This is a genomic window from Anabaena sp. UHCC 0253 (assembly GCF_009712085.1).
Lineage (GTDB): Bacteria > Cyanobacteriota > Cyanobacteriia > Cyanobacteriales > Nostocaceae > Dolichospermum.
This window is the reverse complement of record NZ_VILD01000002.1, coordinates 787,443-801,647: the sequence shown is the minus strand read 5'-3', so window position 1 is coordinate 801,647 and position 14,205 is coordinate 787,443. Positions and strand designations below refer to the sequence as shown.

Below are 14,205 nucleotides of genomic sequence, written 5' to 3'. Positions count from 1 at the left end.
TCAATTGACTTTTAATTCTCCATTTATAAACAAGCCTACATTCATCCTTGTTGATGGACACTCCCTCGCTTTTCGTTCCTACTTCGCTTTTGCTAAAGGTAGAGATGGAGGACTTCGCACACACACTGGTATTCCTACTAGTGTGTGTTTTGGTTTTCTTAAATGTTTGCTAGAGGTAATAGCCACACAACAGCCGCAAGCCATAGCTGTAGCTTTTGATTTGGCTTTACCCACTTTCCGTCATGAAGCTGATGATACATACAAAGCTGGACGTGCAGAAACACCAGAAGACTTTATTCCCGACTTAGAAAACCTTTATGAGTTACTCACCAGTCTGAATTTACCCATCATAACTGCACCTGGATATGAAGCAGATGACGTATTGGGAACATTAGCACAAAAAGCCGCTGCGGCTGGGTATCGGGTTAAGATACTTTCCGGTGATAGAGATTTATTTCAACTAATTGATGCTGATAAAGAAATTACAGTTTTAAATTTCACACCAGAAGCATTAAAACGTTCTACAAATAGTATTGCTGAATTCAAAGCTGAAGAGGTAAAAGAAAAATTAGGCGTATTACCTACACAAATTGTTGATTTTAAAGCCCTCTGTGGTGATAAATCAGATAATATTCCCGGAGTCAAAGGAATTGGCGAAAAAACAGCAGTTCAACTATTAAATACTTATAATTCTATTGAACAAATTTATGCTGCTTTAGATGAAATTAAAGGTGCAACTCAGAAAAAACTAGCTACGGGTAAAGAAGACGCTGAAAAATCGCGCTATTTAGCAAAGATAGTTTGTGATGTGCCTTTAGAAATTGATTTAGAAGATTGTCAATTAAAAGGTTTTGATAATACTCAACTAATCCCGATTTTAGAGAAATTAGAATTTAAAAGATTTTTAGATAAAATCAATGAAATACAGCAAAAATTTGGCGGAGAGATTGTAGAAACTCCAGTATCTAAAACTATAGAAACACCTTCTACAGAAACAGATGATGATCTATGGTTTTTTAGTGCAGAAGATACAGCCAAAGAAATCAAACAAAATGCTTCACCTATTCAACCACGCATCATTAATACAACAGCTAAATTAACGGAATTAGTCGCAGGTTTAAGAAAATTCACAAATCCAGAAATACCCGTTGCTTGGGATACAGAAACTACTGCATTAGAACCACGAGATGCAGATTTAGTCGGGATTGGTTGCTGTTGGGGAATAGAACCTGATCAAGTTGCTTATATTCCCATTGGACATAAAAATGGTGATAATTTAAGTCGAGATTTGGTATTAGAAACACTGCGGCCAATTTTGGAAAGTGCTGATTATCCCAAATCCTTACAAAATGCTAAATTTGATCGGTTAATTCTGCGGTGTCAAGGTATTAATTTAGCTGGAGTGGTATTTGATACGATGCTGGCTAGTTATTTGATTAATCCAGATAGTAGCCATAATTTAAGTGATTTATCTCTGCGATATTTGGGATTCAGTGGCAAAAGTTATGGAGATTTAGTTCCTAAAGGGCAAACTATCGCTGATATTAGTATTTCTGCGGTTGCTGATTATTGCGGAATGGACGTTTATTCTACATTTGGATTAGTACCAAAATTACGGGAGAAGTTAGCAGGAACTCCAGCTTTATATAAACTTTTGAATGAAGTTGAACTACCGTTAGAAGCAGTTTTAGCAGAAGTTGAATATACAGGAGTTCGTATTAATTCAGATTATCTCAAAGAACTTTCACAGCAGTTAGAAACAGAATTAGCAAAATTAGAAATAACAGCTACTGAAATTGTGGGAGAGAAATTTAATTTAGGTTCTCCTAAGCAATTAAGTCAAATTCTTTTTGATAAATTAGGTTTAAGTACCAAATATTCTCGTAAAATTCAAACTGGTTATTCTACAGATGCAGCAACTTTAGAAAAACTCCAAGAAGTTGATAATACGGGATTTGTGGAAGCGATTATTGAATATCGGACTTTATCAAAATTAAAGTCTACCTATGTAGATGCGCTACCAGTTTTAGTACATCCCAAAAGCCAAAGATTACATACTGATTTTAACCAAACTGCAACTTCTACAGGTAGGTTATCTTCTTCTAATCCAAATTTACAAAATATCCCTATTCGTACCGCTTTTAGTCGGCAAATTAGAAAGGCGTTTTTACCGGAATCTGGTTGGTTAATGGTAGCTGCTGATTACTCGCAAATTGAGTTAAGGATTTTGGCACATTTGAGTCAAGAACCGATATTAATTCAAGCATATCAACAAAATGAAGATATTCATACTGTGACGGCAAAATTAGTTTTTGAGAAAGAAGAAGTAACATCAGATGAACGGCGTTTTGCGAAGACGATTAATTTTGGTGTAATTTATGGCATGGGTTCTCTTAAATTTGCCCGTTCAACTGGTATAGATAAAGCTAATGCGAATGAGTTTATTAAGCGATTTAATGAACGATATCCTCAAGTGTTTAAATATTTAGAGGAAGTTAAAAAACAAGCGATCGCTCTTGGTTATGTGGAAACAATTCTCGGTAGACGACGTTATTTTGAATTTACAAGTAATAGTTTACGTCAACTAAAAGGTAGCAATTTAGAAGATATTAATCTACAGAAGTTAAAGAATTTAGGTGCTTATGATGCCGGATTACTTCGTTCTGCTGCAAATGCACCAATTCAAGGTTCTAGTGCGGATATTATCAAAATTGCCATGATTCAATTACATGAGGTTTTAAAGAAATATCAAGCGCGTTTATTATTGCAAGTTCATGATGAATTAGTTTTTGAAGTTCCTCCTCAAGAATGGGAAGAATTAAAACCACAAATTAAGTCAGTAATGGAAAATGCTGTTTCTTTATCTGTGCCTTTAGTTGTTGATATTCACGCGGGGGATAATTGGATGGAAACGAAATAAAGTTTAATATTTTGAAAAACAAGATCCCCCGATTTTTTGAGAAGTCGGGGATCTAAAAACTGCATTTTGTGTATAAAATACAGTAATTATTATTTATCTAACTAAATATGCCTATCTACGGACCCGAAACGATTAATTTAGAAGGTGTAAATGGCGATCGCTATTGGTTCTATGAACCTTACCCTTACATTGGAGTAGCTGATATTGATGAAAGACTCAGCGGCTTTCCAGTAGTGGTTTTTTTGCCCCCCCATCGCACTGGACAAGATGTACCTCTAGTGATTGGTTTGCAAGGGATGTGTGCGCCCTATGGCTTAAATGCTTTTATCATCCCCACACTCACACAGATGGGTATTGCTGTAGCTTTATTTGATACTCCTTTTGCTGGGGAGAGGAGTTTAATTAGAACATTTACAGCGAAGGTAGAAAAAGAAATTCAACCATTAATAGAAAGAGGTATTCCCTTTGATACAAAACTACTTTTACACCTATTTCGCAAAAATGTAGATGATGTCAATAAAGTTCATGAATTTTGTCGTCAACGGTATGGAATAGGTAATACTAAATTGGCATTATTTGGGGTCAGCATGGGAGTATTAGAAACAGCATATTGTTTTACTGCTCATGGGATTGGAGAAAGATTATTGGGAGTAATCGGCCATGCAGACCTTGAGTATTTTGCTAAAACTTGGGGCGGTTGTATTTTACCAAATTTAGCTGCTTCACCTCTAGGGAAAATGGCTGGAAATCTAGCGGGAAAACTACAACCCGAAACAAAAACAATTATTAATCTTTTACAACTTGTGAAAAATATTAAACATCCTGATGAGTTTGCTTTAGCTTGTAACCCGATGACTTATGTAGATCAGGTTCAATTACCGCGTCAGGTAAGATTTTTGGTAGGGGGTAATGATCCTGTAGTTGGTTCTCAAGATGCTAAAAATTGCGCTCAACAATTCCCTGATGGTGAATGTTATGTAGTTCCGGGAATGGGACATGGGACAAGAGAATGGGGACTAACTTTTGTTGATCATGTCCGCTATTTTCTTAGCACTCAATTAGGTGATTGGTAATTTCTTCTTCAATAGTTAGACTAAATTCTGCTGAATTGGCATTTCAATTATAAACTCACATCCTTTCCCTAATTCAGAAATGCACTTAATTTGTCCACCGTGTTTTTCGACAATGATTTGATAACTCACAGATAATCCTAAACCGCTACCTTGTCCAGGTTCTTTCGTCGTAAAGAAAGGTTCAAAAATGCGATCGCGTACATTTTCCGCAATCCCACAACCATTATCAGCAATACAAATTTGCAGATGAATATTATCTATAACTTTTGTCCGAATCCAAATTGTTGGACTTTCTGTAAATGATTCTTTTAAACCATCAAGGGCATTAGTGAGAAGATTCATAAATACCTGATTCATTTGAGCAGCATAACAAACTATCGGCGGTAATTCACCATATTCTTTAATGACTGCAATTTTTAGGGTATTATTATGTTGTTGAAACCGATGTTGTAAAATTGAGAGAGTGCTATCAATTCCTTCATGTAAATTAACAGGCTTCATTTCAGCTTCATCAAGACGAGAAAAAGTTCTTAATGAAATCACCAATTGACGAATACGATCTGCTCCACCCATCATAGAATTGAGCATTTTGGGCAAATCATCATTAATGAAATCTAAATCTATTGCTGCTAACTGATCTTGAATTTCTCCTATCGCTTGGGGATAGTTATTCTGGTAAAGACGCACTAAATTTAATAAATCTTTTACATGGTCAGTCACATAAGGAATATTACCGTAAATGAAACTAATCGGGTTATTAATTTCGTGTGCTAACCCAGCAATTAACTGACCTAAACCCGCCATTTTTTCACTTTGAATTAACTTGCTTTGAGTGCGCTGTAATTCCTTCAAAGTTTGGGCAATTTCTTCCTTTTGTATCTGCATCTGTTTTAAAGATTCAGCTTGTTGTATTGCTACACCCAATTGCACACCAACTTGTGCTAATAAATTGATTTCTTCCTCTTGCCAATAACGAGGTTGGGAATTTTGATAAGCTACTAACAATCCCCATAGCTTTTCACCTTGAGAAATGGGAACAAAAACTTCATTTCTGGCATATTTTCCCGCTTTTGTTTCTTGTAGAAGCACCAGTTCAGTTATAGGTTGAGGTTTAGCAACTGTTGTCCAATTATCCAAAATAGAATCAGCGACAAATTCACCACTCCAATCAGCATGAAAACGATAAATTGCTACTCGTTCTACTTCCAATAATCTCCCGACTTCTTGAGTAGTAGTTTTAAAGATAATATCAATATCTAAAGACTGCCTAATTTTATCAACAGTATTTACTAATGCTCTTTGTCTTTCGGCTGCTTTGCTAATTTCGGATGCTTGTTTCCGCAATGTTTGTAAATATTCAGCTTGCTGTAAAGCTACACCCAATTGTGAACTAACTTGTGTGAGTAAGTAGACTTCATCTTGTTGCCAATCACGGGATTGTGTATTTTGGTAAACTGCTAATAATCCCCAAATTTTGTGATTATAGAGAATAGCAATAATTACATAAGCTTTTGCTTGATAGCTTTCTAAAACTTGGATGTAACAATTGTTAAATCCGCAATTGTAAATATCATCACAAACACGATATACTTCACCTTTAGCAAACCGACCACCACCTGTATCTTGTAAGTAGGTGTCAGTTGGTGGTTCTACTAAATCTTTTAATTTACATTCACTAATATTATCACCTATCTCTGGACGCTGTAGCTGTTCGTCCATCAGCTTTACCCAACCTTCAGCTACAGATTCAAAGACAAATTCACCACTCCAATCAGGATTAAAACGATAAATGGCTGCACGATCAACATTTAGTAAATGTCTGAGTTCGTCCGTAGTTGTGCGAAAAATACTCTCTAAGTCTAATGATTGACGAATTTTTTCAATCGTTTTGGCAATGGTTTTTTGATGTTCTGCCGATTTTTCTCTAGCTTTTGCTTGTGCAAGTTGGGCTGATTGTAATTTAACTTGTTCTATATAATCAGCTTGTTGTAAAGCTACTCCCAAATGTTCAGAAATTAATTGTACAAATTCAATTTCTGATTCTTCCCATTGCCGGGGTTGACTACATTGATGAATACATAATAATCCCCATAAATCTTTGCCTTTCATTAAGGGGACAGCTATATTGGCACGGACTTGAAATTTTTCTAAACTTTTAACCTGACAATCACAATTAATGTCTTGATAAATATCAGATATAACTTTAATTCTGCCTTCTTGATAGAGTTGGGTAAAATCTTCTGCACAATAGTGTTCATGCAGTTTGGTTGATAATGCAGAAACCCATTTTTGATCTACGTCTTCATATATAAATTCACCTTGACAATCTAATTCCTTGTCAAACCGAAATACTCCCACTCTGTCAGTATTTAGTAACTGACGAACTTCAGTTACTGTGACTGTAAAAATAATATCTATATCTAGAGACTCCCGAATTCGAGCAATTACTCTAGACAAAGCTTTTTGTCTTTCTCTACGATCTAGAGAAAATGTCATATTTGTTTGATATATTGGTTGGGAAGTTGGTTGTTTGAGTTCCATATGAAAATTATTCTCCGTTCCCAAGCGGATTTTTATATTGTTGGTCTTATTTTAATGTAGCAATAAATCTTGGTATTGGTGAGGTGATAAATATAGATTATGTAGGGAAACAAGCTATTCTTGCCCCTACATAAACAGTGTTTTACGCAAAATACAGCCCAATATGTGCTGTAATTGAATCATTTTCGCTTACTAGTGCTGCGTCTGGCTTCGCGGGTTTCGTCTTCGAGACGACGGCGATCGCGCCAATCTGCTAATGTTAAATAAACAACACCACCAGTGACTCCTACTAGCAGCACTATGGCAAATAAAGCCAAAATACTCAAAAATGGACTTTCCACGATTCCTCTATAGTCCGTTGCGTCCCCAAACTACCATAGAAATCGACCATGTAAACACAACCAACAGCGATACCCAACCCAGTGTCAAAATCATAGTTTTACTTTTCAAATAATTGCAAAAGGTCTGTGACACACTCCACACAATCCCTTATGCCTTGCGGCACGCTTGCGCTAACAGGTAAGTGTGGGCTTCTCAGCGACTCCTCTATGAGAACATTAACTGAGCTTTAAAGCCCTATGTCCTAGGGACTTTTGGAGATAATTTTTAACTTTTTTGATAGGCTGCTTTTTAGCATTTAATTGAGCTACACCTATCTATTAGGATTATATCACGGTTGATTCATTAACTATATTGATAGGAAGTTGAGAAAAATTATGGAATTAATGGCAGAACGGTTAGAATCGCTAAAAGCGGGAGTAATTGGCAGTATATCTTTAAGTTTAGCTTTCCTTAGCACCAGCTTTATTAATGTTTTATGGCTGGATAAGTATTTTCCCTTGGTTGATTATTATAAAATTGATCCAGTAAATTTACAGATGTTATTAAATGGTGTCATAGCAGGTTTTTCGGGTTTTCTCTTTGGTGTCACCTACCGCTATATTATCCGCATAGATGTAAATCCTCACCTCAAAACTGGTGGAGTTTGGGCTTTTGGGTTGGTGCGGGGTTTAACACAAATAGAAGTTGGCTGGGATATCAATAATTCGGTTTGGCCTTTTTTAATCTTAGCTGGAGAAAGTATATTATGGTTTGCTCTTGCTGCTTTTGCTCTAGATACTGCTATTTTACTAAAATGGCTAAAACCTTTTTCATGAATTTATTGTCAGAACTAGGATATCCAGGATGGAAGGATGAAAACAGGGATTTTATCACCTATTACCAATTACCGGACTCAATTAGATAACTAGCAACTTGAGTTAATATCTAATGTTTAATATTCAATTTACAAATTACCAATGAATCACTATTTTTTAATCATTGATCTTGAAGCTACTTGTTGTGACAAAAAAACTGTTCCCCGTCATGAGATGGAAATCATCGAAATTGGTGCGGTAATGCTCAATCGCCAAACATGGGAAATTGATTCTGAGTTTCAACAGTTTATTAAACCTGTCAGAAATCCCCAACTTACACCTTTTTGTACAGAACTAACCAGTATTTCTCAGCAACAAGTTGACACAGCACCAAATTTCCCAGAAGCAATGTCAAAATTAACAGATTGGATGAATTTATGTCCTCATAATATATTTTGTTCTTGGGGTAATTACGATAAATCGCAATTTTTACAAGATTGTAAATTCCATCATATTGCTTATCCTTTTGGTGCAGAACACAGAAATATTAAACAGGAATTTTCTGAATATTTAGGTGTATCTCATAAATTTGGTATGGCACAAGCCCTTAAACATTTAGGCATGGAATTACAAGGTACACATCATCGAGGAATTGATGATGCTCGGAATATTGCTGCTATTTACCGTTATATGCAAACCACTAAAAAAAGTTAATGGTTTAGAAATCGCCCAAAAAACAAAATGACTGGGATTTGGCAGAAATTCAGCCCCATCTACTGGTAAATCAATGAGAGTGTAAATACTCACACCAATCAGATTACCAAAAAAGTTTCCTTCAACTTAGATTCAATGGTGTTATTGGATTGGTGTTTTAAGTAGTAATGCAAAATAAATTGAACATTTTAAAAATCCCTAAATCAATCAATTTTGTAGGGGTAAACCCCCTGTGGTTGCCCCAAATACCGGGGTAGGCACGGGGGCGCTACCCCTACATTAAATCCAAATCTTTTATATAATTAATTTTGCCTGCCTACTTAATAGTCTTAGCATTTGTAGAGATTTTTATCCTCAACCAAAGTGAATATACCCCCAGTATCGGCAAACACATACACTTGGATGACTTAAAAACCAGAAATTTTTCAATTCTTAATCATCTATTTGTTCACTTTTTGTAACTTGAGAACGACGTTGACGAAAAATTCCCGTCATACTAATACCTGTAAATAGCATAGCAATCAATCCTAACCCAACCAGCAAAACGTAAATAGGTTTACCAAAACTACCGAAATAGCTACCTTGATGAATTGTCATCAAAAATTTAATTTGTTCTTCTGATAATCCCAACCAGCTTTCACCCACTCGGAAAGCAATACCCGTAATTGCACTAGCGAACAAGGGGAGAAAAACAATAGGTGCAATAATGCTGTGAATGCTGCGGACAGTCAGTTTAGATTGTGCTTTACTTGAACGAGACTGCTGAGATTTTTTAATCATCACCAATCCAGTAATCACTAATCCAATCAATCCCAATCCTACCAAAGATACATAAATTGGTTCTAGTGGTTTACCTAAAAAAGTACCCTGGTGAATGTTCATGAAAATTTTGCCAGTGTCTTTCGGCATCCCAAACCAACTTCTTCCCAAGCGATAACCAATACCAGTTAACGCACTCAGAAGTAGAGGAATAAACAAAATTGGTGCAATCTGACGATGGAGTTTGCGAAATTCACGAGACTGATTGATATTAACCATGAGAACCTCAAACAATGAATACAAATATGATCTGTTTGATACAGCAGAGAACAAGGTTGAAGGTCTTTTGGTATATAGCTTTGTTATTAAATTTTTTACCTTATTCACTTGCGATATGCTATAAATATGCTGGTTTTTAAAATTAAAGATAAACTGGCAAAAAATAATCAATTCCATTAATTAAGTTGTCTATACCTGCGTTTATTTGCCTTAATTATTTTGGGAATTTTATTTGATGCAGTTTCATCTTAATTTGGCATGAAACCCATATTACTTTTGAGGATAAAACAGTAAAGGTAAAGAACTCGGAAAGATGTATCACCAAGTTAAAAATTCTTATATAAGCTAGGTATAGTAAGTCTTGACAAAACTTATAGCCAACGGGCAGTGAAAATTGTCATACTACCTTCTAAATTAAAAAATTGTGTTAAACTATCTGCAAGACTTTGAAGATAGAGAGATATCAAGATGCCCTTTGAGCCTAGTTACTTCAAGGCAGACTTTTCCAAAGTTCTGTCTAATCCTGTGCGGATTCAAATCCTGGATACACTGCGACAGGGAGAACAAAACGTGAATTATATTGCCCAGTGGTTAGAGGTAGATGCTTCATCAATATCTCAGCAGTTGGGAGTGCTACGTCGGCTCAATCTGGTAACGAGTCGCAAACAAGGCAACTACGTCTTTTACTCGATTCGTGATCCAGCTATTTTCAAAGTGCTAGATGCTGCACTGGAAGTGTTTAACAACCATCTTGTTAATGTGCGTGAGGCACTGGAAAAGATGGAATAACACATACTGTGTGCATCAACAAATTATGTATGAGAGTTGAAAATGATAATATGGGAATCTCTAATATCCTCGAAGAACCACAGTTTTTCCGTCTGAAGCGATTGTTTGGTGAACTGCGTGGTGATCTAACAGGAGGGCTGACAGCGGCTATAGTCGCATTACCCTTGGCTTTAGCCTTTGCTGTAGCCAGTGGAGTTGAACCAAAAGCAGGACTTTACACTGCTATTGTGGCGGGAATTGTCGCAGCAATTTTTGGGGGTTCGCCGGTACAGATTACAGGACCTACAGGTGCAATGGCTGTGGTTTTAGTGGGAATTGTCGCCAAATACGGCATTGAGAAAGTTTGGATTGCTGGGGTGATGGCTGGAATTATCCAGGTGGCTTTAGGGGTGGCCAAACTTGGACAATTAGTGAAGTTTATACCTTATCCAGTCACGGCAGGTTTTACTAATGGTATTGCTGTTATTATTTTTTGCGGTCAATTAAATAATTTCTTTGGCTTACAACTACCGCGTAGTGAACATTTTCTGCCAGGAGTTGGGAATACTCTAACTCATGTAGAAGCTTTGAATTGGGCTGCTGTTGGGTTAGCAACGGTTGTGATTGCCAGCAAGGTTTTGTGGCCGAAAATCAATACTACCATCCCGGGTTCTTTAGTGGGATTAGTGTTAGCGACGGGAATAGCTACTTATTTCCATTTGAATGTCCCCACAATTGGGACAATTCCGCAATCTTTACCGATGCTCCAAGGGATTCCCCACGGTCATGATTTTACTGTAATTCGAGAATTGATTAATCCGGCTTTGGCCTTGGCTGCACTAGGAAGTATTGAATCTTTGCTATCAGCGGTAGTGGCTGATGGTATGACTGTAAGTGAGAAACATAATAGCGATCGCGAATTAATTGGTCAAGGATTAGCAAATATTATTGTCCCATTTTTTGGAGGTATTCCCGCCACAGGAGCGATCGCCCGCACTGCTGTGAATGTCCGTTCTGGCGGTAAAACCCGACTTTCTGGGGTAATTCACGGCGTGGCTTTAGCCATTATTGTCCTCACTTTAGCACCCTTAGCAGCCCAAATTCCTCTAGCAGCATTGGCTGGTATTTTGATGGTAGTTAGCGTGCGGATGATTGAGTGGGAAGCCATTGGTTTATTAATGCGTGCTACCTATTCCGACTTTGCAGTGATGATTCTCACTTAGTTGGTAACAATTTTGTTTGACTTAGTTCTTGCCGTCGAAGTAGGATTAATTGCCGCCGGTGCTTTATTCATCAAACGGATGAGCGATTTGAGCTTGGTGAAGATTCCGGAAACTGAAGTATTTCCCCCCGGTACTCCGCTGGAATTAGGTAAAGAAATAGCTGTTTATCGGGTAGATGGTCCCGTATTTTTTGGGGCTGCTGAGAGGTTTGCTACCTTCCTCAGAGATGAACCAGAAGTGAAATATTTAATTCTGCGGTTGCGATTTGTACCCAATATGGATACGACTGGATTAGTAGCTCTAGAAGATATTTACCACAATTTGGAACGCCATAATTGTCGTTTAATTCTTACAGGTTTACAACCCGAAGTTAAACGATTACTAGAACGTTCAGGATTGTTGAAAATAATTGGTTTATCAAATTGTTTTGAAACAACCACAGATGCAATTTGCTCGATTAGTCCCCAAATCGCCGGATGTTATCAACCTGAAGTAAATAATTTAAAATCAAAAGAGTTAATGGAATTAAATGACTAAAACTACCTTGTCATAAATAAAGCAAAATATAGAAATCCTATTTTATTTTTGAAATATATGCAGGTCTGACTATCTCTTACATATCAGGGTTTTCTACCTAAGATTTTTCATAAACGATTTAAGATTTCTATAGATCTAGCAAAGGACAAGGTGATTAGGACATTAACTAATGATCAACCTTATATACATATTATTCATTACGTTTTTCGAGGATTAATAAACAAACCAAACACTCAAATATCATGAAGAACATTTTAGTTGTTGAGTCTCACCAAAAGTTTTGCTATTTATTATCTCAATTTCTCAGAAACAATAATTTTCATGTTATTGAAGCCAGGAACTTTTTTATAGGTTCGTATTTAGCAAAAGAACAGTATCCTGACTTAATTATCTGCTCCCTGGAAATAGTTGAAGAAATTGGCTATCAAACATTACAAAAAATCCAGGATAGTTCAATAACTACCAAAGTTCCTTTGATACTATTAACAAATAAACCAGATGTTTCATCTTCCCTTAATCAGATTCATCAACTGGGTGCAGACATTTTGCTAAAAAAGACAGTAGGATTCAGTAGACTTTTAGAAGTAATTAAACTTCAATTAAACAAAGATGAAGGTTTTTATTTCTAAAAACAACTGGCAAATTATTGAAAATAATTTTAGTGCTAGGTTTAAACTTCAATGATCATCAAAAAATCTACTTATCAAAAATGAAGAATATCATCAATCAATTGCATAATCATCCATGTCCTTGTTGTCATCCCTTGGCTAGTCGTCGTTATTTTCTCAAATCACTCCTTCCTGGAGCAGTAGCTTTTTCTGTTCTACAATCAGCAGCACCTGCTAGAGCCGTAACATATCAAGCAAAAGCTTTAATTCTGAGTTGTATAGACTTTCGATTTTTGACAGCAGAACGCTATTTTTTAAGAAATAAACATTTACTGGGTGAGTATGATTGGACAGCTTTAGCAGGTGCTTCTTTAGCTATAACAGGTTTTCCCCACCCAGCTGATGCTGAAGCATTTTGGGATCAGTTAGATATATCCTATAGACTCCATCATATTAACAAAGTAATTATCATAGATCATCAAGATTGTGGGGCTTATGCAATCATGATTGATTCTAATTTAAGCAAAGATCCAGAAAAAGAGTTACAAGTACATACAGATTATTTAAATCGAGCTTATTGGTTAATTCGCAACCGTTATCCTCATATTGATATCGAACTTTATTTAGCGACTCTAAATCAAGATGAATTCAAAACTATCTTACCAAAACTTGAAAATCAGACCTGATTAATTAATGACCAATTTTTTGACGGTGATAATTCACATTGGTATTGTAAACATTACACATTTATCCTGGTGAGGGCTTTATGAAAGTTTTATTAGTAGAAGATGATGAACGAATAGCTTCATCTCTAACAGAAGCCTTAACTGATCATAATTACGCGGTTGATATAGCTAGTGACGGTGAGGAAGGATGGGAATTTATTACCGCATTCAGCTATGATTTAATCCTTCTGGATGTCATGCTCCCAATCTTCAACGGTATAGAATTGTGCCAAAAACTGAGGCGGCGTGGTTATACAGTGCCAGTATTGATGTTAACCGCAAAAGATAGTAGTACAGATAAAGTCCAAGGCTTAGATGCCGGTGCTGATGATTATGTGATCAAGCCTTTTGATTTAAAAGAATTACTGGCACGGATTCGGGCTTTATTGCGCCGGGGAAATACTGCATTATCGACTTTTTTAGAGTGGGGAGAACTCCAACTTGATCCAGCAAATTGTACTGTTACTTATCAAGATAAACTATTGTCTATGACACCTAAAGAATACCAATTAGGGCTTGCTGAAAAAGTAGAAAAAGGCAAAAAAAAATTAACTAGGTAGTTAGGCAAAAGCAAAGATAAGTTTTTGTTGTTTAAAATTAGGCAAAACATCACTTTTTCTAATTGAATTAAAGAAAAAAGAGATTATTTGGAAAAATTGCCATAAAAATCCCCAAAAAACCCTTGATAGTAAGGTAGAAAGATTCATAACTAAAAAAGTAATAGCAATAGCAGTTAGAGAGGTATGAGGAAGTTTAGCCATGACTCTACCCAAACTAAATCTTCGTTTACCCTGCCCAAATTTACCTTCAATACAGTTACGAATACCTTCGTCATAAGCAGCCTGTTTCTTATTTTCTTTACTGACATTTTTAGGTGGTCTTCCCAACGGCGGACCACTAATTCTAATTCCTCTTTCTTGAC

13 protein-coding genes and 1 pseudogene are annotated in these 14,205 nt (G+C 36.3%); 9 read left to right on the top strand and 5 right to left on the bottom strand.

Annotation, left to right across the window (positions count from 1 at the left end; genetic code table 11):
- Positions 1 to 4 precede the first annotated feature (4 nt).
- Entirely contained in the window at positions 5 to 2,920 is a 2,916-nt protein-coding gene (gene polA / locus FJR38_RS07860) for a DNA polymerase I (protein ID WP_168536456.1), read from the top strand.
- 107 nt (positions 2,921 to 3,027) lie between these two features.
- Complete coding sequence (locus FJR38_RS07855; RefSeq protein ID WP_168536303.1) at positions 3,028 to 3,993, top strand: alpha/beta fold hydrolase; 966 nt, start codon at positions 3,028 to 3,030, stop codon at positions 3,991 to 3,993.
- Between the two features lie 15 nt (positions 3,994 to 4,008).
- Here the strand turns inward: FJR38_RS07855 and FJR38_RS07850 are convergent, their stop codons facing one another.
- The 3 genes from FJR38_RS07850 to petN all read right to left on the bottom strand — a co-directional run bounded on the left by FJR38_RS07850 (position 4,009) and on the right by petN (position 6,969).
- Complete coding sequence (locus tag FJR38_RS07850) at positions 4,009 to 6,534, bottom strand: GAF domain-containing protein (RefSeq protein ID WP_168536301.1); 2,526 nt, start codon at positions 6,532 to 6,534, stop codon at positions 4,009 to 4,011.
- A 179-nt stretch (positions 6,535 to 6,713) separates the two neighbouring features.
- On the bottom strand, positions 6,714 to 6,875 hold the full coding sequence (locus FJR38_RS07845; protein ID WP_168493158.1) for a hypothetical protein: 162 nt from the start codon (positions 6,873 to 6,875) through the stop codon (positions 6,714 to 6,716).
- 7 nt (positions 6,876 to 6,882) lie between these two features.
- Positions 6,883 to 6,969: a cytochrome b6-f complex subunit PetN gene (gene petN, locus FJR38_RS07840; protein WP_013189847.1), complete on the bottom strand. Its 87-nt coding sequence runs from the start codon at positions 6,967 to 6,969 to the stop codon at positions 6,883 to 6,885.
- Between the two features lie 281 nt (positions 6,970 to 7,250).
- Here petN and FJR38_RS07835 point away from each other — a divergent pair, with 281 nt between their 5' ends.
- On the top strand, positions 7,251 to 7,691 hold the full coding sequence (locus tag FJR38_RS07835; RefSeq protein WP_168536299.1) for a hypothetical protein: 441 nt from the start codon (positions 7,251 to 7,253) through the stop codon (positions 7,689 to 7,691).
- A 141-nt stretch (positions 7,692 to 7,832) separates the two neighbouring features.
- Positions 7,833 to 8,384, top strand: coding sequence for a 3'-5' exonuclease (locus FJR38_RS07830; RefSeq protein ID WP_168536297.1), 552 nt, complete (start codon positions 7,833 to 7,835; stop codon positions 8,382 to 8,384).
- Between the two features lie 432 nt (positions 8,385 to 8,816).
- On the opposite strand, the gene FJR38_RS07825 is transcribed toward FJR38_RS07830, so the two are convergent.
- A complete protein-coding gene (locus FJR38_RS07825; protein WP_168536295.1) occupies positions 8,817 to 9,422 on the bottom strand; it encodes a PepSY domain-containing protein in 606 nt (201 codons plus the stop codon).
- A 468-nt stretch (positions 9,423 to 9,890) separates the two neighbouring features.
- On the opposite strand from FJR38_RS07825, the gene FJR38_RS07820 reads away from it, so the two are divergent.
- The 5 genes and pseudogenes from FJR38_RS07820 (at position 9,891) to FJR38_RS07800 (ending at position 13,843) form a co-directional block, all read left to right on the top strand.
- Positions 9,891 to 10,211 (top strand): helix-turn-helix transcriptional regulator, encoded by a 321-nt coding sequence (locus FJR38_RS07820; RefSeq protein ID WP_168536293.1) that lies wholly within the window; start codon positions 9,891 to 9,893, stop codon positions 10,209 to 10,211.
- 50 nt (positions 10,212 to 10,261) lie between these two features.
- Positions 10,262 to 11,950, top strand: a pseudogene (locus FJR38_RS07815) (SulP family inorganic anion transporter).
- A 242-nt stretch (positions 11,951 to 12,192) separates the two neighbouring features.
- Positions 12,193 to 12,579: a response regulator transcription factor gene (locus FJR38_RS07810; protein WP_168536291.1), complete on the top strand. Its 387-nt coding sequence runs from the start codon at positions 12,193 to 12,195 to the stop codon at positions 12,577 to 12,579.
- Between the two features lie 80 nt (positions 12,580 to 12,659).
- Complete coding sequence (locus FJR38_RS07805; RefSeq protein WP_168536289.1) at positions 12,660 to 13,244, top strand: carbonic anhydrase; 585 nt, start codon at positions 12,660 to 12,662, stop codon at positions 13,242 to 13,244.
- Positions 13,245 to 13,324: 80 nt separating this feature from the next.
- Positions 13,325 to 13,843, top strand: coding sequence for a response regulator transcription factor (locus FJR38_RS07800; RefSeq protein ID WP_168536287.1), 519 nt, complete (start codon positions 13,325 to 13,327; stop codon positions 13,841 to 13,843).
- On the opposite strand, the gene FJR38_RS07795 is transcribed toward FJR38_RS07800, so the two are convergent.
- The coding region (locus FJR38_RS07795; RefSeq protein WP_254449387.1) for a transposase at positions 13,844 to 14,205 on the bottom strand (362 nt) is incomplete at its 5' end.